The organism is Pusillimonas sp. T2 (genome assembly GCF_002236805.1).
Classification (GTDB): Bacteria; Pseudomonadota; Gammaproteobacteria; order Burkholderiales; family Burkholderiaceae_B; genus Neopusillimonas.
This window is the reverse complement of sequence record NZ_NIQA01000014.1, coordinates 1-22,925: the sequence shown is the minus strand read 5'-3', so window position 1 is coordinate 22,925 and position 22,925 is coordinate 1. Positions and strand designations below refer to the sequence as shown.

Below are 22,925 nucleotides of genomic sequence, written 5' to 3'. Positions count from 1 at the left end.
TTGTTAAACGGTGTTGGAAGCAGGTTTTTCCCGCGACCTGAATAATCAGCTAGGCCCGCAGCCTGTCCGGGCAAAAGCACCTGCGGGCGTTGCCCACAGAGTGTCGTCGGTAGCAAAAATTGGTAGACGATAGGTTCTGTCAAGAGCCTGACCTAGGGCCTCGACGTCGTGAATTTCAATGGGGCGCGCACGCTTACTCAGATCCATGATCGGGATACGCTCACGGCTGATCGTGCACCCGAATTGCTGCTCATAGTCGGCAATTGCATCAAGGCTACCCGGGAAATGATGGCGCAGCGTAGCCCAAATGGACGCGTCATTGAAAATGCACTTCATGCACGAGGAGCGCCCCCAGCCAAGGCGATAGGGTACGGGAGCAAGAACGCGATGGCGTTGCAGAGCATCCCAGACACGCTCCTCGTCCCAATCGAGAACTGGGCGCCATGCATCAACACGGCGAGCCTTCTTGCCGTGCCGCCGATCGCAAGCATGGGGCTCAAGTTGGTAATACCGAGCCCGATTCGAGCTTTCCTGGCGACGCTCGCCTGTGATGAAAAGGACATTTTTGCCATTGAACCGGTCTTGATTATTCAGTGCTCGGCGGCCGACGTCGATCTTTAACGCCGAACTGCACCAGCGAGTTTGCAAGCTAGCGCTGACCTGGGGGAATTTGCGTCGGGTTGCCGGTACCGCCCGGGCGGTATCGCGTTTGAGCGTAAGTAGCCCTTCTGGCGTTTCAACATGATGGGGGCGACCGTAGCTATCTTGCTTGAGCATTTCGGCCTCAAAGCCACCCTCAAGCCAGGAGAAATAAATTGGCACTTCAAAGGCACTGGCCAGACGGCGGTTGTAGTCGGCCATAAAGGGCCAGTCCATAAGCGTGCTTCCCTCTCGGCCGTCGACGTCATGATGCCAGAGCTCCAGCCTGGAGCGATCCACACCCAAATCCAGCAAATGCAACAGGCTAGCGATGGAATCTTTCCCTCCGGACATGCAAAGCACGATGTGGTCGTAGTCGTCCAGATCCACTGTTGCAGCGCTAAAGTAGGCCCCGGCGCGCCCGCAGGCTGCTGCCGAGTCACCCAGATCAAGTCCTAGTTGTGCGCCAAGCGCCGGCAACACAACGAGGTCATCGAATCGATCACTCATAGCTTGCTCCGCACAGAGGCAAGTTCAAATCAAAGCCGGGGCGATCAAGAAATCGTTGAGCACCGCCCAGCACGTAATCGAGAACCCGTTCCGTACACGTCCACCGACGACCTTCGAGCTCGGCGGCCAAGCCAGTAGTCATCGAACCGCCCATCGGATCTACAACCAGCTGGTCGATCTCGGTCATGAACCGAACGATCCGCTGCGCCAAAGCCAATGGCATGCTGGCACCATGTGGCTCCAGGCCCAGGGCCCGAGCCATTTGTTTGTAACGCCGCTGGCTGGCGCAATTGTTCGATAGCTTCCAGACCGTGCGCAGGATCGTGCCGTCAGTTGGGTTTTGATAGGAGCCCGGACGCAGACGGTAGGCACCGTCACCATAGACAGCATGGCGCGGCTCACCGCCGCGCTCGATCAGTTGGCGATGACGCTGCGTATGCGGTTCAAGCACGCGCCGGTTGTCAGCCAAGCAGCGCCCCGGATCATTGCAGAACCACAGTACATGCTCATAGCCTTCGTTCAACTGCATTCGTTGCTTGCTTGCCCACTGAATCGGGCCGGGCGGCTTGTTTGATTCCCAGACGATGCGATTCATGAGGTAAAGGCCCAAGCGCTTTCGCAAGGCCAGAATAAGTTCCTCGATATATGTGGACTTGGCGGGCAACCCAGGCTCAAAAACGTCGCCTACGTTGAGCACGACATTGCCGCCGGCAACAAGATTCTTCACAATCGGCTCCACGACTCTGCAGATGAAATCTGAGTAGTCTTCAATGCTCGGACCACCATAAGCGCGGGGGCGTGCCAACGGGTAGGGCGGCGAGGTCAGCGCAAGACAGATGGGTTCGTCCCAGCGATCAAAAACCCGATTGCAATCACTCCAGATCGCAACACCCAGCTCGGTACTAAAGCCAACAACCGCCGCCGACGGTTGGATGTTTCGCAGTTTTTTCTTGCCAGCATCTGTCAGAGTCCAAACACCTCGGGCGTCGGGCACCCGTTCGATGACGCCCAAGCTGCGAAGTGTTTGCTGAAACCAGCGAATCTTTCGTTTGATCAGGTTGTGCGGCTGTCCCGAGCGTCCCACTGGATCGCGTTCTTCAAGCTGTGCGCGAGACAGGCCAGCTTCGCGCGCAACCGTTTCATATAGCGAACTGTTGGCCAGCCGTGATTCGGGATTTGCGGCATACGCGCGCATGACATGGTGAAATAGGGAGAGCTGTTCCATAGCCTCAGTTGCAAAAATTAGTCGTTATAGATACATTAACAGCAATTATAAAAATTGCTAAGCCATTGATTGCTGTACAAAAAAACAGTTCAAAGAGAAACCCCATGCCCATTCCAGCCAAAGTGTCCGTCACCGCCTCGTTCTACGTTCATCATCACGATGAAAGTGGCGAGATCTCCCGTGGCCAGCGCGTCTCTTGCGTAGACATCACGGAGGAGCTGCTCAGTCTGAGCCTGAATCAACTACAGCAGATGGCCCAGAACTCCTCGGTAGTATTGAGTCAACTGCAATCCTTCAGTTTGGAGCGCGCTCAGTACGAAGCAATGTCGCACTACAGCATTGCGCTTGATGAGCCAGCCAATGTGGTGCGCTTGTTTGGTTTACCTACCGGCGCCGGCGGCCTGGGAAAACTCGTAGAGTTGACCGCAACGCATCTGGAGCAAGCGCGTAAAGCACACGGCTTCGAGGCACGTCAGTTCGAGGTTGTTGTGGCTCAGGTTCGTCGTAGTGTTAAAACGGTCAGCGTAACCGCGACCAACCAGTTCGAAGCCGGGCGAAAAGCGCTGGAACTGGTCAAGCAGTGCAATGAGCCCTTCGAGCATCATGAGGAGGAGTTCTTTGTCGATGAAGTCACTGACCCTGCCGATGGGCTATCCGGCTTGAACTACGCAAATGATGCTTGCCGCGCACAATCTGAATCCACCGGTACTGGCCACGATTTGTTCAGTACGCTGCATTAGATGGTGCTTATGTTTCACGCGTGAAACCACATTCGGTAGGCTCAAAAATTCTTCTATCCAAATCCTTGAATCGGCCCAGATAATTCCTAGAATGGTATCAATCCTAACTACAACGGATGGTCCATCATGCGAGCCGATATCCTTTTAAACAACCAGCAAGTCACTGCCCAGAACGAGTCACAAACATTGTGCCAATGGGAGCTGGGGGCGTATCAAGCGCTTCGCAGCATGGCCTTGGCGCTTCAGGCCGAGGGCGTTGACCAGGGGCGTATCGCCCGGGCTGTGCAAACCAGCCTGGACACGCTAACCAACGAATGCCCTGAGGACAACCATACCGAACAACTGGACGCCGCTCATGAGCTGCTTGGCTATACCAGCGTGCAAGAGACGGTCCAGAGTCTCATTGACGATGCGCTGATGGATGATGACCCGGATACCGCGGGCGAGCTGATACGCCTTGTTGAGCGCAGTGCGGCACCCATGGAGATTGTCGCGCCGCAATCGCATGGGCAAGAGTTCGCTCATCCCACGCCTACCCAATAAGGGGCCGTCATGAAGAACGTTACCCTAACGCAAGCACAGCACGATGCGCTTGAACGCCTGAACGAGGCAATTGTTGACCGTATGCTTGATCACCACGCCGTAGCCCGCAATCAGATCCTTGTGGGCGCGGCTCAGACCTTTCTTGCGTTGCAGGCGCAGGGCAAGGTCGCACTCGGTGAAGGTCGAGCCTACTTTGACCCGAGCGTTGACGTTGATCAGCTGGCCGGCGACGTGTTTGATCAGATCGTAAGCGGTACCCTCACCACCAGTGAACACGCCCAGGCTTTGGCCGCCGCATTTGCCAAAGAACAGCAGCGCGCAAAAGAACGACGCCAACTCGAACGCGCCAACCGTCTACTGGAAGATGTGGTGACAACAATTGGCGTGCTGTACGGGCCTCAGGAGGTCTCTGACCCCTACGCGCTTGCCAAGCAGATGCTTGAGCACGACGCAGGAGCCTTTGCAAAGGCGCTTGAAGGCGCAAAGATTCGCGCCTTAGCGCCGCAAATCAGCGCCTACCTGGCTGGTGAGCCGACGGCACACAACGAAACGGGTGAGCAAACGACATCAACGCAGCGTCCCAGTGCACGGCAGGCTAATTGACCTTCATTGGAGCTGAATATGAGCAACCCTAACCACGAACATGATCTCTTAAGAAAGGTGCGTCGGATCAACCCCGATAAGCCACTCACCGTCTACACCATGCTCAATGATCTGGCCGGTGACGGTGCCGATGACGTCTACATCCGATTTGATATGAGCCAGGCAGACATTCAGAACGTATTACGGGCGGCCAAAGTTTGCAGTGAGCACGGGTTTGCAGAAGTCATGCTGAACTGGCATTGGGACAACGGTGATTCTGTGCGATCGGATCTGAAGCGCCTGGAGGTGGCCTGTCATAGCTGGCCCGATCGTATCTATCTGCAATGCCGCAGCTTTGTTGACGGTACTCATGACATTCAAATGAGCCAGGAAATTGCGCTGGATTGCTTGGTCCAGCAGATGCTTTGGGCGCAAGAACAGAGTGTCGATGCCCTCTACATTGACGCCGATGATCCAGGGCAATTTGAAGACGCGTTAGCGCTGGCACAGCAGTCCTTCCAGGCGAGAAATGGCGCAACAGCCTTGGCTCCTCGCGCCTAACCGATAAGAGACAGGAGAAAATTTATGGCTGAGTGGCAAGGCGTTGCTCGAACGAACTATTTCAGGGTCGTCGATATCGAGGGTTTGCGAAAAGCCCTTGATCCGTTTGATATCGATATTCAGGACCACCCCACAGAGCCTGACCACGTGATGCTCAATCCCGGGCCCTACTCGCAAGACGGCGGGTTTGTTTGGAGCATAACCGACGATGAGGGTGAGGGGTTAGAGTTTACGTTTGAGGATTACGTAATGCCTTTTGTGGCCGAAGGTGAGGTGGTCGTTATGCAGGAGTGTGGCGCTGAGAGGTTGCGCTACCTCTCCGGTTACGCCCAGGCCTACATTCGCGAAGGAGAAAACGTGCAGGCTGTATCGATAAGCATGGAGGGCATCTACAAGCGCGCGGCTGAACAGTTTGGAGTAGCGGTCGACGATATCGCGCGATGCTCCTATGATGATCTGCCTGTCAGCAGGCAGCACCAAGATCAGCGCCCGGCGCCCAAAGGCTAGGAGAAGGGCTATGTACTACATCGCTCCATCGTTTTTTGCCGATGCACGCCAGGCGCGCATAGTTTTCAAACCCGGGTTCGCTGGTAATGTGCGCGAGGATTACCGAACTAACCCCCAGGACTGGCTCGAAGTAGGCCTGATGGATAGCCATGGAGCGCTGCGTTGCTTGGAAGCCCCGGAGCACATCATTCAGGAGTTTCAGGCGTGCGCTCCGCTGGCAGCGGGACTGCAAATTGACGAGCTCGATATCCCAGAGCCTGTTATTCGACCCGGCCCCAGGCCATAGGGCAACCCGATTCTTTTCGCAAATTATCTGCTTATGTCACTCACGCCCGATTACTACGCCAACCAACGAATTGAAGGCTTGTTCGTCCCGCAGATCTATGCTTATCCGTTGGATGACATCCCCACTGAGCTGATGCCAATCGAGTTCGACGCCACGGAAGCGGTATTAGGTTTAGATCTTGAACACGTAAATCAACTGGTCAATCATTGTCTGGATGATCAGGTGCTCGATAGCCTGGTGCCGTCAGACGTTAAAGACAGCCACACCGGCGCGTTCCGGGTAGAGCTTGGCCAAGCGGTTGCCGATTTTTTTGATGTGCCCGTCCTAGAGCGCGAACAGCCTGTTTCACAAGCTATGCTGCATACCGCCCGTTTGGCCCATCATATTGGGCAACCAAAATTCTACCGCGTGCTGGTTGAGCGTACCCAGATCCAGCAAGTTTGGATTGATGTTGAGGCTACGAGCAAGGAGAGTGCCAGATTGGCCGCGCTGGACGCTGCCGGCGACATTGACTTCGTAAGCGAAGGCCAGACCGCCGAACCCACTTACCACACCAGCGATATTGTCGAGCAACCCGATCAGGTAGAGCAAGAGCGACTAAGCGGCGTGCGCCCGCGAGCTTAACCCGTCAGTTGGGCGCGCAAACGTTGATTTGCCGGGGTGTCAGGATCCTGAAACCAGCGACGCTCGTGATTGAAATCTACATCGATGCTGATTGATGCGGCCATGGACCAGGACGGGTCGATGAATCGCAGCTGCATACGCTCAACCGGTGCGACGCGCAGTAACTCTGGCCGGTTCAAGCTCAAGACGTAGGCGCCCAGGCAATTTTGGACATACGGACCGATTGCCGATTGCAGAAACTTCATCTCCGGTATCTTGGCGCCTTGACGGGTTGGTAGGAACAGATCCACCGTTGCAACCACGGTTAAACCTTGCTCAATGGCCCACCGATGCACCTGGCGAACATTGTCCACACCAATGACGGCACCACTATGCAAGCCCGGCCGCACTGCTTGCAGTAGGGTATCGAAGATCACCAGGCGCGGTGCCGTTTGCCTGCGTTCAGCGAGCACCTGTTGGAACAGTGGCAGTTTCTGGCGCAAGTAGTCAAAGGTGACCGTCGGCTGCACATCGGCCAGGTAATACGCGCAATGATCGGTGGATTGTTCGGGTCGCGCCACAGGTTTGGCCAACTGGCCGCCGTATTGACCAAAGGCGCTGTGCAGCTGGGCCGGTCCCAGGTTGTCCGAAAGCTCATAATGGCAAAACAACGCCGTGTGTAAATAGTGCGCCGTGACATTAAACCACTGCGAGACGAAGGCGCTTTTCTGAGCAATGGGTGTGCCGGCCACCAGGATCAGACCTGGGGGCGGACCTTTCAGCCCGAGGTGGGCGTCCAGCGTTGGTACGCCTATGTTGGCTGCACGCCAGGGTTCGTTAAAGCGTTCTGCCATATACGGATGCTCATTGGTGTGACGATGTGATCGTTGGAGTTACCCCGAGTCTACCCAGATCAATCCAAAAATCGAAATGTGCACTCTTGTGCGCTTCAAAGCTCGTCCAAAAGGTCAGCCAGGCTTAAACATCCCAGCGGTAGGAGGTCTTCTTTCCTTTTTCTTTGGCTTGAATGCGGGCTATGCGCCAGCGTATAAACCGGGCGCGCAGCCGATGGGCCCCCAGTAGGGCATAAAACAACACAACCAACCCAATGAGGGTGCTCACACTAATCGTGGCCAGGTAGATCAGGATCTTGATGAATGCTTCCATAGGGACGTTCTCCGCGCGCTGACCACAAAAGAAGGGTGGATTTGAATGCTCACATTTGCACATTAGAGCAAAAAAATTAATTTAATAGTCACTATTGTATTGACAATCGTGAATATAAAAATAGAATAACACCTATCCGTAACGCAGCACAGACTGAAAGAAAAGACACCATGACAACTGCAACAACGACGAAACTGATCCCTGTGGGCGTAGATGATGGGCATTACGCCATCAAAGTGACGCAAATGATCGACGGCAAGCTTGTGTGCTCATCGATTCGCTCTCAAGCCTGGCAAGGGCGCCAAACCACGACCCAGTTTGGTCTGGAGGAACGCTCGGCAAGCCAGGATGTTATCTATGAGGTGGCGCGCGACGAATTCGTCACCGTCAATGCCAACTCGGTGTTGTCCAAATCGATGGATACTCGATCCGATGACTACCCCACCTCCAGCCTGAACCGCGCTTTAGTGGTCCATGCCCTGGCTGAAGCAGGGCTGATCGGCGCTGATGTAAGCGTTGTGACCGGTTTGCCGATTGATCGCTTCTTCAATGAGGGTGTGCCCAATACTGCTTTGATTGAGGCTAAGCGCCAAAGCTTGCTGCGTCCGATTCGACGTATGGGCGAGGATGAGGCAACGATTCACATTGGTGAGCATAAAGTGCTCTCCGAAGCGGTAGCTGCGTACTTCGATGCGGCCTATGACGAGATGGGTAACGCGAACACGGCATTCAAGGAAATTTCGGACTATGACCCCGTTGCTGTCGTGGACGTGGGCGGTAAGACCACGGACATTGCGGTGGTCAAAGAGGGTGGAAAAGGGTTGTACGCCCAGTATTCTGATACTGCGGAAGTGGGGGCGCTGAACTTGCGTGACGAGCTCAATACCTACCTGCGCAAGAAATTCAATCTTGTGGAGGCAGTATCTGAAACGCACATTGATCGGCTCATTGCTACGGGTCGATACCGACTCTATGGCGAACTTCATGATCTGTCGGCTGATGTGGCCACGCATATTGATGAGTTCGCCGAACGGATTGGTTACGAAGTCAACCGCCTGATTGGCGCGGCCGAGTCGATGGGGCAGGTGATTTTTGTTGGAGGCGGAGCCGAGCTTCTTAAAGATCGCACCCATATCGTCTTTCCCAAGTTGCCGCGTTCGGGCATCACGATTCATGACAATCCGGCTTTTGCCAATTCGCGCGGGATGTACAAAGCAGCGTTGCTGCTGGCCCGGGCCAAAGGGTAACTATGAGCCGCTCTGCCAACAATCGGGGCGCGCCCGCCTCGTTCCGACAGTCGGTCATTATCGATCCGCAGCGCTATCCCGAGCTTGCGTACATGGTTGACATGCAAGGCTGGGGCGTGCGCGCTGCTGAGCTGATTCGCTTGGCCCGTCTAGGGGCGATTTGCGAGCAGCAGCAGCGTGCGTTGCTTGACCGGTTAAGTACGGTTGCGCAGCTGCAGGCGCTAGCACAAGCCAATGGCGGGGCGTTGATTGATCCGAACAATATTCTTCAACTGCAGGCGACGTTGGCCCAGAACAGCCAACCAATCAATGGCAAGCAGCGACTTGCGCCTGAGGCAACTGCGCGGCATAACCGCTCGCATCAAGCCGAGCCCTGCGAAGCGCCCTCTACACCGACCATTGCACGTCACACTGAATCAGCCGAGCCCGCGCCACAGCCGCCAGAGCCAGCAAGCCGGCTTCAAGCGTCGCCCTTCAGAGCCGCGTTGGCGCCAGCCCGTCCGAATTCAGTAACCTCGAGCGATAACTCGATGCTCGATACGTTCGTACTTTAAGAGTAAGACACACCTATGATGCGTACTAATCACTCACTTTTCTCATCGCGCTGTGTGCGCTCCTGCTTGGCTGGTGTCGGACTGATATTCCTAGCTGGTTGTGCCGGACTGCAACAGAACAAAGAGCCGGCGGCCAAAAGTGCTACTGAGTTGGCAATTGAACAGGATATTGATGCCGCGATCAGTCGCGTTCAAACAGCACCACGTTGGTCCGGGTCGATGGATGAGAAGGCGCAGTTTGCCAGCTTCGCTTCAGATTCGGTTTCAGTTTCCTACCAGGGCGACATTGTTGCGCTCATGGAAGCTGTCGCCAGTGCTCGAGGAAAGACTTTCAATGTTACTGGCCCCACACCGCGCCCCCCGATCTTCGTGTTCGTGAACGCCAAAGAACTTACCTTCGAGAACTTCCTGCGTGATCTGGACAAACAACTGGGCCAACGAGCAGACCTAGTCATGGGCGACGATTACTTTGAAGTGCGTTACAGGTAAGGCGGGTGGTGATGATGCAACACACCCTCTTGTTTCCCTTAAAGCGTGCAGCAGCGGTTCGTCTCGCTTGCCTCATGTTTGCCTGCTCGCCTACCTGGGTGGCGGCACAAACTGTCAACCTGGATCGCTTGCTCAATGCCAATGCATCGGACGCCAAGCCAGTGATCAATCCTGTACGAAAGGCAGCGCTTGACGGCGCGGCCATTACCATTGGCACCCAAACGGGCATGATCGAACGGGCCAATGAGATTGGCAAAGTGATTGCCAAGCGCGCAGCTGACCTGGATCAGACGTTTCGGTTCGGCGATCTTGTGATCGGTAAAGGCGTGCTGCCCCCGGTAATTGTACGAACCGATAACGCGATCAGCGTGACCGATAACAGCATGAGACTTGCCGGCACCGTGTACCGACTAGAGCAGCCAGCGCGCTTTTTTGCCGGAGCACCTAGCTGGCGCGACTGGCTGCTGATGGGTTTGCCTGTCGGGCAGGAGGTGCCTACCATCCCAGCCAATGAACAGCTTTTGCCCCGCGATGCTAAAGAGCGCCAGTATTGGCAGCATCAGGTGAAAATTGCCTACGAAAATGGCCGTGCTCAGGCCGACGAGATCTTTCGCAACAATCTGGGCGAGTTGGTCAAAACGTACAACGGCATGCGCACGTTTTATGACCTACATCAACGCAAGATGGTCAGCGCACCGTATATTGCCAGCGCCCAGGAGATTGTTACCCAAGACGACCCGAACATGATGGTCGTGGGCGATACCACGTTCCGTATTACCTTGCCTTCGCAGCTCAATACCGACGCCAAGACATGGAAGGCGATGCCCGCCACACCGAAAGCCAAACCGCGCCTTCCAGTGGTTAAGTCCACCGCGTTGGAAGAGGCCAAGCGCAAGAAGCAAGAAGAGCAAGACAAAGCGCGTGCAGCGCAAACGGTACAGGTTGCGCCGGTGAAGGAAAGCGCACCGATAGAGCAAAAACCGATCGCCCCGACCATCAACGAGGCAGCCGGGCCGGTCAATAAGAGTGTGCCCCAAAAATCGGCCCAATCTACGAGCCAGAACGAGCTAACGAAATCGACCGCGCAAACCAAGTCAGCGCAAACACGCACCGAGGCGGCCACGCCAGACACAAAACCCACCGCGGTGGCTTCAACGTCGAGTGCTTCGACACCGCCTCAGGCCTTAGGTTCGGAGGAAACCGCCAAGCCGACGGCTCCCGTAGCTCAGGTCTACAACCCACCACCATTGTTTACGAGGTAAGGCGATCATGAGCAACGAAACCCCGTTTCAGCTGAACTTACCGGTGAACTTTACCCCGGACGAGCTCTACGACATGTTGCGTCATGCGGTTGCGCAGGGCGCTTCTGACATCACGATTCAATCGGGCGACTATATTTGGGCCGAAATTCGACGCCGCTACGAGCCAATCACCAATAGGGTGCTGGAGCACTCTGAGCTTGAACGGGCGCTGGCATTCTTGTACAACAATTCCGGTACCGCCATCTTGCAAAATGGTGACGCACTAGATTTTGAGGTGGAAATAAGCGCACAAAAGGGCGACCCCAATAACGTCAAGCGTTTTCGAGCCAATGCCACAGCTTGCCGTGTCGGCGCGATAGCTCGCGGGGTGTCGATCACTCTGCGTACGATCCCAGGTGTGCCCCCACCGTTGTCAGTATTGAATCTGCCCGAATCGATCAAGGAAACCATTTTTCCTGAGTACGGGTTGGTGTTGATTGTCGGCACGACCGGCTCAGGCAAATCGACCTTGCTCGCTTCATGCAACCGACATCGCCTGGAAAATGCAGACAGCCCGGTCAAGATTCTTACCTATGAAGAACCGATTGAGTTTGTTTACACCGGATTAGCGAAAAATCGCATGCCGCAACCGTCTCAGGTCGCGATCGGGCGAAACCTCAAAGAGTTCTCCGATGCCGGGCGTAATGCGATGCGCCGAAAGGGTGGGGTGATCATCATGGGTGAGTCGCGGGACCGCGAGTCCGTGCAGGCGTGCTTTGAGATGAGTATGTCAGGCCACGCTGTCTATTCGACCGTTCACGCTGACACCCCGGCTGAAGTTTTCGCCCGAATGGTGTCGTTCTATCCGGAAGATGCTCAGCCAGCAGCGGCCAATAAGCTGCTTGATTCACTGCGACTTGTCGTAGCTCAGAAGCTTGCCCGGACAACCGATGACCAGGTAACGGCAATCCGCTCCTGGTTCATCATGGATCGAAAGGCAAAGAACGTGCTGGCAAAGGCCAAGTACTACGAGTGGGGCTCCATTGTGACCCAGATGATGGACGAAGCGGGTACATCCTTTGACCGTCAATGCTTGCCTCTTGTGCGTGAGGGCAAGATCTCCTATGAAACCTTCTTGAAAGTTACCAGCATGACGCCCTATGAGGCGCGCCAGTTTCTGACCGAACATGATATGGCAGAGCTGCTTCCTGCCCACGGCCAGGAGGAGATTGACTATGCGTAATGCTCAATGGGTACGAACGGCAGAAAGCCCAGGCTTGCCCTATACCCGATTTCCCGCTTATTGCGCCTTTCCGATCTTGCTTTGCCTCGTGTACCCGCGTTTATGGTCGCTCGGCCTGGCTTTCCTGGTCATTGTGGCTCAAGGTTACTTGTATCAGAAAGGCTATACATTGCCTTGGTTTGTGCGTCGAGCGCGGTGCCGGATGTATGGCGCACGCGTCAGCGCAAGACCCGTCTGGGTGATTCGCCGCTTTAGTCGGATCCGCGGACCCGAGTAGGCGTTGGTTTAAGACAAGGCACGTCGAAAAAGACAGGCTAATAATGCGACTTTTCAGCATGCCGGTGTTACTATTAAAATCATTAACGATATATCGACAGTGAGTTTATAAAATGAAACGTCACCCTTTCGGAGTTCCTCAATGAACAGGCACGTTACTCGAATTGGTTTGGGTGTGGCCGCAATGGCTCTGCATGGGGTCGCAACGGCCTTTATTGACGAGCGCACGCCCGAGCCCCCAGCGATGCCAGCAACCCCGTTGGTCGCCAGCGCCGCGCAATCAGGCGCGCTGTTTGACCAGAGCTCAACCGAACCCGTTTTAGCGGACCCGAACCTCATTGGCACCTTTGCTGAACCCATTTGGCAAGCGGCTTATCCCGGTCCTTTTGGCACCATGCCAATGGCCGATGCAGTGATTGCCCAGGTGGTGCCGGTTAAAGGTGCTGTGCGCCTGGACGGCGATGCTCGCTTGCTTAATCGCAAGGTCACCATCACACAAGGTCAAACGCGTTATCAAACACTGCTAGCCATGGTGCAGGCCGCTGGCATTTCTATTGATTTAAGCCAAGGCAACCAAGTGGTAATCGCTCCAGCGCACGTTGGTTCAGGAGTCAACCCGCCAGTAGGATCGGTGCGCGATGTCACACCTATGCAGGCCGATCAGTCCGAGTCCATTCCTGTGCCGGGGACACAAGCCAGCGTTACTTCACTGGCGAAGGATCAGGCGCTGGAGCCAGCTGTGGCAACCACGATGGCGGTCGAGCCAGTGGCCATTGTGCCCTCGGTGCCCAAGCCCATTTGGGAGATTGACCGAGGCGTCATGCTCTCGGCCGGATTGCGAAAGTGGTTTGAGGAGCAGGGCTGGCAACTGGTTTGGCGTGCGAAGGTGGATTACCAGATCGTAGCGCCAGTACGCATTACCGATGACTTCCTCGCTGCTGTGGACAAGATTCTGGACGCCTACAAGAACGCAGATCGTCCCCTTATTGGCTATGCCCACGAAGCGCAACGCGTGATTGTGGTGACCGAACCCGGCCTCAAGAACGCGAGCGTCGAGCGCCGTCCAATTGCCGTGACAGCGCCCGCAGGTGCTGCCCAAGTGTCTGAATAAATAGGGTAGGGATTCATGATTTCACGAACAATCAAACGATTCGCGACACTGGCTCTGACCACGGTAGTGCTGTCCGGTTGCGCCGTACAGCGGATTAACGATTCTGTAGATCGCTCTCAAGCGCGTGAAGATTCGGCCAAATCGATGTTAGAGCGCATGCGCTCAACACAAACTGCCCGTGAGCAAGCCGGCGGTTCGCTCATTCGCAGCGATTCGATTTGGGTGGACACCACGCCGATTCCGGCAGCTGCAGCCACGATTAGTGGTAAGCCTTCGCAGCTGGAGTGTCCCATCACGTTCATTCCAGTGACTGGAGTGACAATCTCCGAGTTTGCTAAAAGCGTGACGACCCAATGTGGCGTTCCTGTGCGGGTGACCCAGGATGCTTTGGCCATGCTTAACGGCTATGCCCCGGGCTCGGCGCAAGGGTCGGCATCGGCTGGCGCAACTAATGCTATCGCAACCGAGGGATTGCCCTCGCCGAATCTGGCCGCTTTCGGAATGGGCTCTTCACCAGGCGGCGGCGGTACCAGCTTCATCCCAATCAACAACGTAGGCAACACGATTTCCGGAATTCACTGGAAGGATAAGCCGCTGCGTGGTTTGCTTGATCAGGTGACCGCACGACTGGGGTTGGGCTGGAAGTTCCAGGACAACGCGGTGGTTATCTACCACACCGACACACGCGTGTTTCACCTGTACGCCATTCCTGGTGTGGCCAAGATGAGCTCGTCCGTTAAATCAGGCGCTGAGTCGAGCAACAATTCGAACGCCACGCAGGGCAGTTTCTCGTCCGAGGGGTCGAGCCAGTCCACGGGTCTGACCTTCGAGACGAACATCATCGAAGACATCCAGAAAACCATCGAGAACATGCTTACGCCAGCCTTTGGTCGTTCGGCCATTTCGCCCTCGACTGGCACAGTGACTGTGACCGATCGGCCGGAAGTGTTGGACCGTATTGCTTCGTACCTTGAGAGCGAGAACCAGCGCATTACACGTCAGGTGTTGTTGAACGTTAAGGTTCTGGCCGTAACGGTTAACGATGGCGACTCCATGGGGATTAACTGGGACATGGTTTACCGAAGCCTGGATAGGTATGGTATTGGGCTCTCGTCCGCATTCCCAGGTGCAGGAGGTGGCGCCTCGGGCTCGGTCGGAATTCTGAATCCTTCAAGCCGTTGGAACGGTACCGAATTGCTCGTTGATGCGCTTTCGACAATCGGCCGTGTGTCGACTGTGACAGCACCTTCGGTGACGACACTTAACCTGCAGCCTGCTCCGGTTCTGGTCGGCTCACAGCAAAGTTACTTGGCCAGCGTTTCAACGACCGACACGGCCAATGTGGGCAGTACCAGCACATTGACTCCGGGCACCATCACGACGGGCTTCAACATGACGCTACTGCCGTACTTAATGGAAGGGCCGGATATGCTGCTGCAGTACAGCATCAACCTGTCCTCACTTACCCGACTGCGTGAAGTAGAGTCGGGCGGCCAGAAAATCGAAATCCCTGAAGTGGCCAACAGGATTTTTAGCCAGCGTGTGCGTCTGCGCTCAGGCGAGACCTTGATTCTGTCCGGGTTTGAGCAGTCTAACGATGACGCTTCCAAGCAAGGTGTGGGCGATTCGGGCTTTTGGTTGTTCGGTGGTAGTGGCAAACAGAGCAAAACGCGTGACGTCATCGTGATCCTGATCACTCCCGTGGTTATGGAGTGATCCATGGCTGATCTGGACTACCAACTCTACGAGGACGACGAGCAAACGACTGCTCGCGTTCTAAAGGTCGGAAAGCGTCGCTATGTGGCTAACATGGCTTGGCGCTCGATCGAGAATCCTTCGCAGGCGTTCAAAGAAGCCCGGGAGTTGGCCAAGCGCGAGCAGATGAACCTTCTCATGCTCTATGAGGGGTTCACCAAACAGGCAGGCCTGGTCGACGCGCCACGCAACAAACTCAAACTTTACGAGGGCGCCTACAGTCTGGCCGCTGTCTTGGCCAACTATCTTGGCGAGTCCTGGTTAGGTGTGTTCTCGCTGGACGATGGCAACTACCTTCTGGTTGCGGTAAAGGACGGTGCCATTATTCCGGGCTTTGACCTAGTGGGCGATCCCCAGGATATCCGCGACAAAGCCCTGTCGATCCGTCGGGCCAACAAGTGGGCCGAGATTTACATCCCCACCGATGACACTGTTCTTGCGCAAGAGTTCGCCGAAATGAATGCAAGGGCGCAGGAACTGGCTGCGCTACTTGAGACGGCAAAGCACCAGCGCTCACACAGACTTGTTGCCGCAAATGCTCGCTTTGGCGGATTGTTAAAGCCTTCGACGATGTTGCTGCTCGCAGGCACTATGGCGGCCGGCGCCGGCGGCTTGTACTACTTAAGTTTCATTAAGCCAGACCATGATCGGTTTGATCAGGTCCGCAGACTACAAAGCCTGCAGGAGCTTAACGAGCGAAAAGCACAAGCGCTACAAGAAGTCGACCAGGCGCAGGTGCGTCCTACCTGGACGGATAAGCCCGGTGCTTACGATTTGATCACGAACTGTATGAACCATGTGGGTACGCTGCCAGCGGTTTTGGTGAATTGGCCCCTGACCTCAATTGATTGTCGGGTCAGCGCCATTGCTGGTAATTATGAGCGCAAGCAAGGGCAGGCGACGATGGATCAAGTCGGCCAGGTCGCTGCGCGCTTTCCCGTCTCCAGTGTCCAGGCGCAGCGTGCAACAGTGGGGCTAGCGCTGGAGCGACCAGCGCCCCGCCAGGACGGAACTGACGTTCTGGGTGACCGCGAGTGGATGACGCAATGGATCAGTTACTTCCAAACATTTGAGAACAGCGAAGCGGGCAAGCTTGATCTGACGCCCAAGCCGCATCCTATACCGCCCCCGCCCAAAGCGACCTGGATCAAGCTGCTCGGTCAGGACAAAGCACAAGTGCCGCCTCCGTGGTGGCTCACCTACGAGTGGCAGATGACACTTGTTGGCTTAAACCCCCAGCATGTTCTGAGCCAGTTACCCCTAAAAGGTGTGGTCCTACAAAGCGCAACAGCTACTTACAGGCCTGAGAGCGGGCAACTGACTTGGGTGCTCAAAGGCGAAGTCAATACGAGGCCCTAATGGTCGGTGAAGAATTATCCATGATGAACCTGACGCACGATAACTGTCTGAGGATGCGTATGAATAACCCAACAAAAATCTCCATGGTGCTGCTGATCATAGCCACATTGGGCGGCTATGGCGTCAGCGCTAGCGCTCAAGCGTCCGAACCTCAAACGGTTCAGCCCTCGAGCACGGTCGGTGAATCGGTGACGCTTCGCGAAATCGAACAAATTAATGGTGAGGTCACTCGGCTCAAGGCGTTAACCGCACAGGCCGAAGAGCGCCTGAAACTGCTGCGCGCACAGAACCAGATTGAGCAAGAGCTGCGCCAGGGAAAGCAGGCCGCTGGCCACTATGACACAACAGCACAGGGCCCTATGGAGCCAGCCCCGCAAGTCGCGTTAATCAGTGGTAGCGGCGCTAGTCTTCGCGCGGTGCTGCGCTACCCCAATGGCAGCAGTGACGAGGCGTGGGTTGGCAAGCAGCTTCCCGGTGGATACGTCGTGCATTCGATCACCAGCCGGCAGGTACGCCTGAAAACACCCAAGGGCCAGGTCATTGTCGCCGGCACAGCCTCTCCTACACCAGAGACCAAGCGCTCGAGTACCCCTCAAGCGCCCTCCATGGCTTCGCCGATGCCCCCCCTGCCTCCAACAACGCCAGGGACTTTCCCCCGAGGGGCGATCAACCCAATGACGCCTTCGCCTATGCCGCCCGAACCATCAATGCCGGTGAACCCAGCCTGACTCAGGACCGATCATGAGCAATGAGAACGCGATCATCGCCAAGGCGAAAGCCGAAGGTGTGTACGTGCTGACGGATCAAGGGGGGCCGTTTCAGGTCGCCCCTAAGTATAGGGACCTGTTGTGCCTGACCAGCGACCATACCTTGCATGTGGCCAAAGGTGAGGTCCTCAACACAGAGGTTCGTACTCTCATTGACCGGCTCAAACGTGAAAGAATCATCATCGATGACTCTCGTATTCACGAGACGTCCATCACGTTTCTGCATCAGCTGTACCGTCAACTGCCGGCACCCGACGCAGATGGGTCGCGTGTTGCTCGTGTGCTTGACGGTCAAGAGGGCCCCAGCGACATGCAGCGCGATGTCATGAAGATAATTCGTGACGCAGTTGATAAGGGGGCAAGCGATATTCACTTCGTGCTCAATCCTCGCGTTCTTGAAATTGCCTATCGTATACACGGCGAGATGTTCAGTGTGAACGAGCGTTCCAGCATCATCGGGCAGCGTTTGCTGGCTACACTTTATCAGTCGATGTGCGATGTTTCATCGACGACCTACAACCCCGCGGCCAATCAGGATGCACGCTTCAAAACAGAGTTGGCAGCCCAATGCGGGTTGTTTGCCGCACGAATCTCATCGGGTCCAACCGACTCGGATCCAGGAACAGTTTTGGTCATGCGGCTGCTGTATGACTCAAACAAGAAGATTCAATCTCTCACAGAACTTGGCTTTCTGCCCGAACAGTGTCGCGATATCGAGTTAATGCAACGCCGCGCCGTGGTTGGCGGTGTCAACATCTTGTCCGGTAGCACCGGGTCGGGTAAATCCACAACGGCCAGCACGATTCTGTCAGACACCATCGCGCGTGAACGAGCCCCGTCCGAAACCGAAGGGGTGGGGCTCCGCACTGGCATCAAGGTTTTTACGATCGAGGATCCCCCCGAATACCGTATCCCGGGCGCTGTACAAACACCGCTGGTCGTGGCTAATCGGGAGAATCCCGATGAGGTGCGTATCAGTTGGCTCAAGGCAATATCGGCACTGGTGCGTCGCGACCCTGATATGGCGCTCATTGGCGAGATTCGTGACCGGGATTCGGCCAAAGCGGCATTTGACCTGGCCACGACCGGCCACGGTGTCTACACCACCTTACACACCACAGATGCGGTATCGATCATGGCCCGACTGAAAGGGTTGAATGTTGATCGCGATCTTATGCTTGATCCGGACATTATGACTGGTTTGATCAACCAAAGTTTGGCCCAGAAACTGTGTCCACATTGCCGCGTTCCCTGGGCGAAAGGCAAAAGTGACGTTAATCCGGATCAGCGCAAACGCATTGAGCGCTACTGCTTGACTGAAAGGGTCTATTTGCGCGGCCTGGGGTGCAATAAATGTGTGCGCGGCATTGTGGGACGGATCGTCATCGCTGAGACGATCGTGCCCAACATGCAGTTCATGGAAGTTTTCGAGGAAAAGGGCAAGGTTCGGGCCAAAGAGTACTGGATCAAGGAAATGGGCGGAATCAGCAAATGTCAGGCTCTGATTCGTCGAATCAATGAAGGGTTTGTGGATCCTGTGGCTGGTGACTCCAGCGTGATCGCACTGGATAACGACTTTATTGCACTTGGGATTGATTACGGCAAAGGCGGCAACTTTCAGGCTGTGGCCACCGCGCCCCAGGACTTTTGGGGAATGCCAGTCGAACGTCACATCCAGTTGGTTTCTTAAGGCGGTAATGCATGTTTAACTCATTGGAACAAAAGCTCAATGCGTGGTTGCTTTCGGGCAATGCTCGCATTGAGATGTATGAAACACTCGCTTTGCTACTTGAGAATGGCGTGGTTCTGGACAAGGCCATTCGTGATCTTTATATGATCGAGAGCAACCAGGGTAAGAAACCGAAAGCGACTCGGGCCATGATGCTTGCTGATTTGAAACAGGCAGTAGCAAGCGGACAGAGTTTATCAACGGCCTTGGTGCGCTGGGCCCCATCACAGGAAGTCGCTCTGATTAAAGCTGGAGAAACGACCGGGCAGTTGGCCGAGGCTTTGATGGAGTGCTCAAAGATTATTCTGGCAAAGCGCGCTGTAAAGAGCGCAGTGCAGCAAGGAACGGCCTATCCCATTTTGCTGATGGTGGTATTCGTCATCCTGCTTTATCAAATCAGCACGAAGATGGTGCCCCAGTTTGCTCGCACCACGCCTGAGGAGAACTGGACGGGAGCGGCCTGGTTGCTTGCGCAGATCGCGCATTTTGTGACGAATTGGGGCGTCCATACGCTAGTGGTGCTTGCCCTGTTTGGTATCTGGGTGACGTGGTCATTGCCTAATATGTACCGACCAAAGTTGCGCGTTTGGCTCGATCGCATTCCTCCATGGTCAATTTATCGCGCATTGCATGGCTCCACGTTCTTGTTAAACGTTTCGGTCATGCTCAAAGCAGGTGTCCGACTTCAAGATGTACTGATCATCATGGCACGCACCGGCAGCCCCTGGGTCAAGAGCCGAATTGGTGCCGCGCTGGCAGGGATCAACTCAGGCCAGAATCTTGGCCAGGCTTTGTACCGAACGGGATACGAGTTTCCCGAGAGGCGTTTGATCGATTTTCTTAGGGCTGTGTCGGATCAAGACGGCTTTGACGAGCATCTGGCTAAGTTTGGTGAGCGATGGCTTACCAAAAGCGTGGAGAAGGTAAAGGCCGCCTTTAATATCATCTTCGTCTCCGCATTGGTCTTCATGGGCGGCTTGATGATTCTTGTGTTGGTTGCGGTTTATTCGTTGCAGGAGATGGCTCGTACCGCAATGGGGATGTAATTGATTTCTTAACCTGTTTATAATTCGTATTGGTACATTAATACGAATTATAAAAAAGCGTTTTTTTTCTGGAGAAACTATGAAAGCGGCAACTATTGAGAACACCCAAGTATCCCATCCCTCGGTCATGGGGCGCCGAAACTGGAAGAAGGGCAAGCCCGCATTGAGCATGATCGAAATGGGGATCGGGTTGATGGTCGTGGTGACCTTCATTGCGTTAGCGCTCGGCGGTGCTCAGCGCGTACTTGGTCAAAGCGAAGTGGCAGAAGAGGCCACAAACATTTCGATGCTCTCCACAGCCGTTCGCGCAACCCGTACAGGCCTAGGGTACAACTCCGCAGCCAATGGCATTCGCGATGACCTGGTCGCAACAAATGGCATCCCGACAAACATGGCCTACAACACATCTACGGGTGTCCTAACCAACCGCTGGAGCGGTGCTGTCACCTTCGCCGCCACTGGTACAAATAATGAGAACTTCACCATAACTTATGCTGCCGTGCCCTTGAGTGAATGCACCCAGCTTTTGATGACGGTCAAAGGAGGCATTTTGCGCAGTGTCACGGTAGGAGGCAATTCAGAGAATCTGAGCGAACTGACTACGGCGATTGCTGATGGTCTTTGTGGCACGTCCAACCCTGTCTCCATCACTTGGAGCAGCGCTCTAGCTAACTAACAAGCCCCGATTAAAGTGAATCACAAGGCACAGGCTATGCAGTTAAATGAGTTGGAGTTTGTTGATCTTTATCTGACGGTGGATAAAGGCCCCGATGGTAAGCCAGTTGAGAGGCAGTTCTTAAAGGGGTTGAAAACATCGACTCGGGTACTCTCGCCTGTGCCTGAAGCCTGCTTAGAAGAGGCTAGGGGCATGCGAAAGCTCTGTACGACTACGTTGTTAACTGAAAAGAACCAGGAGTTCTATGTCAACAACGGAGGGGTTAAGTACCGGGTTAGGGCGGAGAAGAATATCTGGAACCAATGGAAGTTCACCCTGCGTAAGCTGACCCTGTCAGCCAAGCGCATCGAGGATCTGGGGTTTCATGATGAATTAGTGCGCCAATTGCTACGCCAGGATCTGAAGGGTTTGGTGCTCATCGCCGGCGAGACTGGCGCTGGTAAAACTTCAACGGCCGCAGCTTTATTGCAATCGCGTCTGGTGCGCCATGGGGGGCTGGCGGTCGCCATTGAAGACCCTCCAGAAATCAATATGCATGGCCCCGTGGGTGACGGATGGTGTGAGCAAGTTCCCGCTCGACGCGATCGAGGCGGCTACAAAGAACATCTCGTTGGTGCGCTTCGAGATAATCCGGACATGATCTTGCTGGGTGAAGTGCGCGATGAGGCAACGGCCACAGAAGTGGTCAACGCTTCGTGCAACGGTCACATGATTATTTCGACGCTGCACGCGCAAAGTGTTGAAGCTGCCATAGAGCGGCTGAGCGGTCTGGCCAGTTCAGGATCGGGATTGGGCACTGCTCCAACAAACGCGAAGCTGGCGATGGGCCTGCAAGCAGTTATTTGGCAGCACCTTGTCCGGCGCGCTGATGGGCAAGGGTACACGTTGGAATGGCAAGCACTGAATCTCCAGGGTGATCAGAACAACGGTGCGCGGGTCCGGGTGCGCGAAGGCAAGTTCTCGCACCTGGCTCAGGACATTAATCAACAAGCCATTCGAATGGGGCTCGTCGGATAGCAGCGCAGTCGAACCGGAGAACTTCATGCACAGTCAACAGATTACCGAAGCAAAGAAAATGACATCAGCCGCCCCCTTGTCGTGGCGACGAGCGGTCAAGGCCGCCTTGTCGTTTATTGAAATGTCGATCATTCTTGGGGTTCTGACCGTTGGCATGACCCTCGGCATGAACCACTACACGCAGTACATCAACCATCAAACAACCGAGGCCGCGGCAGATCAGCTTGAGCGGCTCACTGAAGCTGTTAGCAAATACACGGTTGATCACAAATCGGAGCTTGCTACACAAGCACAGGCGGCCGGCGCTGCGGGTCTGTTCCTGACCACGATTACAGAAGCACAACTTAAGACCGGGGAATACTTGAATGCCGGCGACAGCCTGATCAACCCATTTGGCCAGGCCTATCAAATCCTGGTCAAAGGCAGCCCTACGAGCGCGACAGATCAAAAAATCATGCCTTTTATCGTGTCCGACGGCAACAGCACCATGATTGAAGCCGGCGATGCACGAAAGGTGGCCAGCGCCATTGGAGGCACGGCCGGCTATACAACAGCGGCAGAACCCGAAACTATTGTAGGCACGAATAGTTTGTGGAACTTCGATGTATCTGTCTGGGGACTAGCCCCAGCGCCAGAGCGCATTGCATCGGCGGTTTTTTACAGTGATGGTGTTGAGCAGATCGATGTGAGTGGCCTTCTGCACCGCAAGAACGAGGGTGATCCCGTTCTGAACACCATGGAAACCGACATCCTGATGGGAGGCAACGACATTCTTGGCGCACAGTTGGTGCAGTCTGACGGTGTTGAAACCCAAGCTGTTGATGTTAAGGATGCCGGCGGGACGTCAGTTACAACCATCAGCGCAGGAAATATACGCACGACAGGTGCCGTAGGGGCCAAAACCTTTCAAGTCAATGCCGTCGTTAACGAAGGTGCCTCATGTTCAGTCGCTGCTGATGGGACACCGCTTACTGCGGCCGACGGCGTTTCTCCTGTTGAGCCAGGAACAATTGCAAGGAATGCGGCAGGTTTGCTACTTTCTTGCCAATCCG

The 22,925-nt window shown here is 55.2% G+C and carries 26 protein-coding genes; 22 read left to right on the top strand and 4 right to left on the bottom strand.

The genetic code is table 11. From position 1 onward, the window contains the following. Positions 1 to 45: 45 nt before the first annotated feature. Positions 46 to 1,149, bottom strand: coding sequence for a phosphoadenosine phosphosulfate reductase family protein (locus PuT2_RS14730; RefSeq protein WP_093971758.1), 1,104 nt, complete (start codon positions 1,147 to 1,149; stop codon positions 46 to 48). Next, the gene (locus PuT2_RS14725) at positions 1,142 to 2,374 is read right to left on the bottom strand and encodes a site-specific DNA-methyltransferase (RefSeq protein ID WP_093971757.1); all 1,233 of its coding nucleotides are present in this window, start codon (positions 2,372 to 2,374) and stop codon (positions 1,142 to 1,144) included. Before PuT2_RS14725 ends, PuT2_RS14730 begins: the two co-directional genes overlap by 8 nt. A 104-nt stretch (positions 2,375 to 2,478) precedes the next feature. On the opposite strand from PuT2_RS14725, the gene PuT2_RS14720 reads away from it, so the two are divergent. The 7 genes from PuT2_RS14720 (at position 2,479) to PuT2_RS14690 (ending at position 6,217) form a co-directional block, all read left to right on the top strand. Then, complete coding sequence (locus tag PuT2_RS14720) at positions 2,479 to 3,114, top strand: hypothetical protein (protein ID WP_093971756.1); 636 nt, start codon at positions 2,479 to 2,481, stop codon at positions 3,112 to 3,114. 126 nt (positions 3,115 to 3,240) lie between these two features. Then, on the top strand, positions 3,241 to 3,657 hold the full coding sequence (locus tag PuT2_RS14715; RefSeq protein WP_093971755.1) for a hypothetical protein: 417 nt from the start codon (positions 3,241 to 3,243) through the stop codon (positions 3,655 to 3,657). Positions 3,658 to 3,666: 9 nt separating this feature from the next. Next, complete coding sequence (locus tag PuT2_RS14710; protein ID WP_093971754.1) at positions 3,667 to 4,260, top strand: hypothetical protein; 594 nt, start codon at positions 3,667 to 3,669, stop codon at positions 4,258 to 4,260. Positions 4,261 to 4,278: 18 nt separating this feature from the next. Continuing rightward, positions 4,279 to 4,800, top strand: a complete 522-nt coding sequence (locus tag PuT2_RS14705; protein ID WP_093971753.1) for a hypothetical protein — start codon at positions 4,279 to 4,281, stop codon at positions 4,798 to 4,800. A 24-nt stretch (positions 4,801 to 4,824) separates the two neighbouring features. After that, complete coding sequence (locus PuT2_RS14700; protein ID WP_093971752.1) at positions 4,825 to 5,307, top strand: hypothetical protein; 483 nt, start codon at positions 4,825 to 4,827, stop codon at positions 5,305 to 5,307. 10 nt (positions 5,308 to 5,317) lie between these two features. Further along, positions 5,318 to 5,593 carry a hypothetical protein gene (locus PuT2_RS14695; RefSeq protein WP_093971751.1) on the top strand — a complete coding sequence of 92 codons (276 nt, stop codon included), beginning with the start codon at positions 5,318 to 5,320 and terminating at the stop codon, positions 5,591 to 5,593. Positions 5,594 to 5,626: 33 nt separating this feature from the next. Further along, complete coding sequence (locus PuT2_RS14690) at positions 5,627 to 6,217, top strand: hypothetical protein (RefSeq protein WP_093971750.1); 591 nt, start codon at positions 5,627 to 5,629, stop codon at positions 6,215 to 6,217. Here PuT2_RS14690 and PuT2_RS14685 read toward each other — a convergent pair. Both PuT2_RS14685 and PuT2_RS14680 read right to left on the bottom strand, forming a co-directional pair. Continuing rightward, positions 6,214 to 7,050, bottom strand: coding sequence for a hypothetical protein (locus PuT2_RS14685; protein ID WP_093971749.1), 837 nt, complete (start codon positions 7,048 to 7,050; stop codon positions 6,214 to 6,216). The two genes, PuT2_RS14690 and PuT2_RS14685, sit on opposite strands and share 4 nt — an antisense overlap. A 124-nt stretch (positions 7,051 to 7,174) precedes the next feature. Continuing rightward, positions 7,175 to 7,363, bottom strand: coding sequence for a hypothetical protein (locus PuT2_RS14680; protein ID WP_093971748.1), 189 nt, complete (start codon positions 7,361 to 7,363; stop codon positions 7,175 to 7,177). A 170-nt stretch (positions 7,364 to 7,533) separates the two neighbouring features. Here PuT2_RS14680 and parM point away from each other — a divergent pair, with 170 nt between their 5' ends. The 15 genes from parM to pilV form a co-directional block, all read left to right on the top strand. After that, positions 7,534 to 8,610 (top strand): ParM/StbA family protein, encoded by a 1,077-nt coding sequence (gene parM, locus PuT2_RS14675; protein WP_093971747.1) that lies wholly within the window; start codon positions 7,534 to 7,536, stop codon positions 8,608 to 8,610. A gap of 2 nt (positions 8,611 to 8,612) precedes the next feature. Next, on the top strand, positions 8,613 to 9,164 hold the full coding sequence (locus PuT2_RS14670) for a hypothetical protein (protein ID WP_093971746.1): 552 nt from the start codon (positions 8,613 to 8,615) through the stop codon (positions 9,162 to 9,164). 15 nt (positions 9,165 to 9,179) lie between these two features. Then, on the top strand, positions 9,180 to 9,653 hold the full coding sequence (locus tag PuT2_RS14665) for a DotD/TraH family lipoprotein (RefSeq protein WP_093971745.1): 474 nt from the start codon (positions 9,180 to 9,182) through the stop codon (positions 9,651 to 9,653). An 11-nt stretch (positions 9,654 to 9,664) separates the two neighbouring features. Then, positions 9,665 to 10,915: a type IV secretory system conjugative DNA transfer family protein gene (locus PuT2_RS14660; RefSeq protein WP_093971744.1), complete on the top strand. Its 1,251-nt coding sequence runs from the start codon at positions 9,665 to 9,667 to the stop codon at positions 10,913 to 10,915. Positions 10,916 to 10,922: 7 nt separating this feature from the next. Beyond that, on the top strand, positions 10,923 to 12,137 hold the full coding sequence (locus PuT2_RS14655) for a type IV pilus twitching motility protein PilT (protein ID WP_093971743.1): 1,215 nt from the start codon (positions 10,923 to 10,925) through the stop codon (positions 12,135 to 12,137). Continuing rightward, on the top strand, positions 12,130 to 12,414 hold the full coding sequence (gene icmT / locus PuT2_RS15745; RefSeq protein WP_143516205.1) for an IcmT/TraK family protein: 285 nt from the start codon (positions 12,130 to 12,132) through the stop codon (positions 12,412 to 12,414). Before PuT2_RS14655 ends, icmT begins: the two co-directional genes overlap by 8 nt. A 141-nt stretch (positions 12,415 to 12,555) precedes the next feature. Further along, positions 12,556 to 13,524 (top strand): toxin co-regulated pilus biosynthesis Q family protein, encoded by a 969-nt coding sequence (locus PuT2_RS14650; RefSeq protein WP_093971742.1) that lies wholly within the window; start codon positions 12,556 to 12,558, stop codon positions 13,522 to 13,524. Positions 13,525 to 13,539: 15 nt separating this feature from the next. Further along, positions 13,540 to 15,240, top strand: coding sequence for a PilN family type IVB pilus formation outer membrane protein (locus tag PuT2_RS14645; protein WP_093971741.1), 1,701 nt, complete (start codon positions 13,540 to 13,542; stop codon positions 15,238 to 15,240). A 3-nt stretch (positions 15,241 to 15,243) separates the two neighbouring features. After that, positions 15,244 to 16,638, top strand: coding sequence for a type 4b pilus protein PilO2 (pilO2, locus tag PuT2_RS14640; protein ID WP_093971740.1), 1,395 nt, complete (start codon positions 15,244 to 15,246; stop codon positions 16,636 to 16,638). 59 nt (positions 16,639 to 16,697) lie between these two features. Then, the gene (pilP, locus tag PuT2_RS14635; RefSeq protein ID WP_158214059.1) at positions 16,698 to 17,366 is read left to right on the top strand and encodes a type IV pilus biogenesis protein PilP; all 669 of its coding nucleotides are present in this window, start codon (positions 16,698 to 16,700) and stop codon (positions 17,364 to 17,366) included. A gap of 13 nt (positions 17,367 to 17,379) precedes the next feature. Further along, positions 17,380 to 19,095, top strand: a complete 1,716-nt coding sequence (locus PuT2_RS14630; RefSeq protein ID WP_093971738.1) for a GspE/PulE family protein — start codon at positions 17,380 to 17,382, stop codon at positions 19,093 to 19,095. Between the two features lie 11 nt (positions 19,096 to 19,106). Then, positions 19,107 to 20,180 (top strand): type II secretion system F family protein, encoded by a 1,074-nt coding sequence (locus PuT2_RS14625; RefSeq protein WP_093971737.1) that lies wholly within the window; start codon positions 19,107 to 19,109, stop codon positions 20,178 to 20,180. Between the two features lie 79 nt (positions 20,181 to 20,259). Then, positions 20,260 to 20,856, top strand: a complete 597-nt coding sequence (locus PuT2_RS14620) for a type 4 pilus major pilin (protein WP_093971736.1) — start codon at positions 20,260 to 20,262, stop codon at positions 20,854 to 20,856. 36 nt (positions 20,857 to 20,892) lie between these two features. Further along, positions 20,893 to 21,873 carry an ATPase, T2SS/T4P/T4SS family gene (locus tag PuT2_RS14615; RefSeq protein WP_093971735.1) on the top strand — a complete coding sequence of 327 codons (981 nt, stop codon included), beginning with the start codon at positions 20,893 to 20,895 and terminating at the stop codon, positions 21,871 to 21,873. Positions 21,874 to 21,898: 25 nt separating this feature from the next. Beyond that, on the top strand, positions 21,899 to 22,925 hold a 1,027-nt coding region (pilV, locus tag PuT2_RS14610), incomplete at its 3' end, for a shufflon system plasmid conjugative transfer pilus tip adhesin PilV (protein ID WP_093971734.1).

What these genes read in the sequence shown, in the direction of transcription:
- PuT2_RS14730 (WP_093971758.1), bottom strand. Translation starts at nt 1,149, where the DNA reads ATGAGTGATCGATTCGATGACCTCGTTGTGTTGCCGGCGCTTGGCGCA.
- PuT2_RS14725 (WP_093971757.1), bottom strand. Translation starts at nt 2,374, where the DNA reads ATGGAACAGCTCTCCCTATTTCACCATGTCATGCGCGCGTATGCCGCA.
- PuT2_RS14720 (WP_093971756.1), top strand. Translation starts at nt 2,479, where the DNA reads ATGCCCATTCCAGCCAAAGTGTCCGTCACCGCCTCGTTCTACGTTCAT.
- PuT2_RS14715 (WP_093971755.1), top strand. Translation starts at nt 3,241, where the DNA reads ATGCGAGCCGATATCCTTTTAAACAACCAGCAAGTCACTGCCCAGAAC.
- PuT2_RS14710 (WP_093971754.1), top strand. Translation starts at nt 3,667, where the DNA reads ATGAAGAACGTTACCCTAACGCAAGCACAGCACGATGCGCTTGAACGC.
- PuT2_RS14705 (WP_093971753.1), top strand. Translation starts at nt 4,279, where the DNA reads ATGAGCAACCCTAACCACGAACATGATCTCTTAAGAAAGGTGCGTCGG.
- PuT2_RS14700 (WP_093971752.1), top strand. Translation starts at nt 4,825, where the DNA reads ATGGCTGAGTGGCAAGGCGTTGCTCGAACGAACTATTTCAGGGTCGTC.
- PuT2_RS14695 (WP_093971751.1), top strand. Translation starts at nt 5,318, where the DNA reads ATGTACTACATCGCTCCATCGTTTTTTGCCGATGCACGCCAGGCGCGC.
- PuT2_RS14690 (WP_093971750.1), top strand. Translation starts at nt 5,627, where the DNA reads ATGTCACTCACGCCCGATTACTACGCCAACCAACGAATTGAAGGCTTG.
- PuT2_RS14685 (WP_093971749.1), bottom strand. Translation starts at nt 7,050, where the DNA reads ATGGCAGAACGCTTTAACGAACCCTGGCGTGCAGCCAACATAGGCGTA.
- PuT2_RS14680 (WP_093971748.1), bottom strand. Translation starts at nt 7,363, where the DNA reads ATGGAAGCATTCATCAAGATCCTGATCTACCTGGCCACGATTAGTGTG.
- parM (WP_093971747.1), top strand. Translation starts at nt 7,534, where the DNA reads ATGACAACTGCAACAACGACGAAACTGATCCCTGTGGGCGTAGATGAT.
- PuT2_RS14670 (WP_093971746.1), top strand. Translation starts at nt 8,613, where the DNA reads ATGAGCCGCTCTGCCAACAATCGGGGCGCGCCCGCCTCGTTCCGACAG.
- PuT2_RS14665 (WP_093971745.1), top strand. Translation starts at nt 9,180, where the DNA reads ATGATGCGTACTAATCACTCACTTTTCTCATCGCGCTGTGTGCGCTCC.
- PuT2_RS14660 (WP_093971744.1), top strand. Translation starts at nt 9,665, where the DNA reads ATGATGCAACACACCCTCTTGTTTCCCTTAAAGCGTGCAGCAGCGGTT.
- PuT2_RS14655 (WP_093971743.1), top strand. Translation starts at nt 10,923, where the DNA reads ATGAGCAACGAAACCCCGTTTCAGCTGAACTTACCGGTGAACTTTACC.
- icmT (WP_143516205.1), top strand. Translation starts at nt 12,130, where the DNA reads ATGCGTAATGCTCAATGGGTACGAACGGCAGAAAGCCCAGGCTTGCCC.
- PuT2_RS14650 (WP_093971742.1), top strand. Translation starts at nt 12,556, where the DNA reads ATGAACAGGCACGTTACTCGAATTGGTTTGGGTGTGGCCGCAATGGCT.
- PuT2_RS14645 (WP_093971741.1), top strand. Translation starts at nt 13,540, where the DNA reads ATGATTTCACGAACAATCAAACGATTCGCGACACTGGCTCTGACCACG.
- pilO2 (WP_093971740.1), top strand. Translation starts at nt 15,244, where the DNA reads ATGGCTGATCTGGACTACCAACTCTACGAGGACGACGAGCAAACGACT.
- pilP (WP_158214059.1), top strand. Translation starts at nt 16,698, where the DNA reads ATGAATAACCCAACAAAAATCTCCATGGTGCTGCTGATCATAGCCACA.
- PuT2_RS14630 (WP_093971738.1), top strand. Translation starts at nt 17,380, where the DNA reads ATGAGCAATGAGAACGCGATCATCGCCAAGGCGAAAGCCGAAGGTGTG.
- PuT2_RS14625 (WP_093971737.1), top strand. Translation starts at nt 19,107, where the DNA reads ATGTTTAACTCATTGGAACAAAAGCTCAATGCGTGGTTGCTTTCGGGC.
- PuT2_RS14620 (WP_093971736.1), top strand. Translation starts at nt 20,260, where the DNA reads ATGAAAGCGGCAACTATTGAGAACACCCAAGTATCCCATCCCTCGGTC.
- PuT2_RS14615 (WP_093971735.1), top strand. Translation starts at nt 20,893, where the DNA reads ATGCAGTTAAATGAGTTGGAGTTTGTTGATCTTTATCTGACGGTGGAT.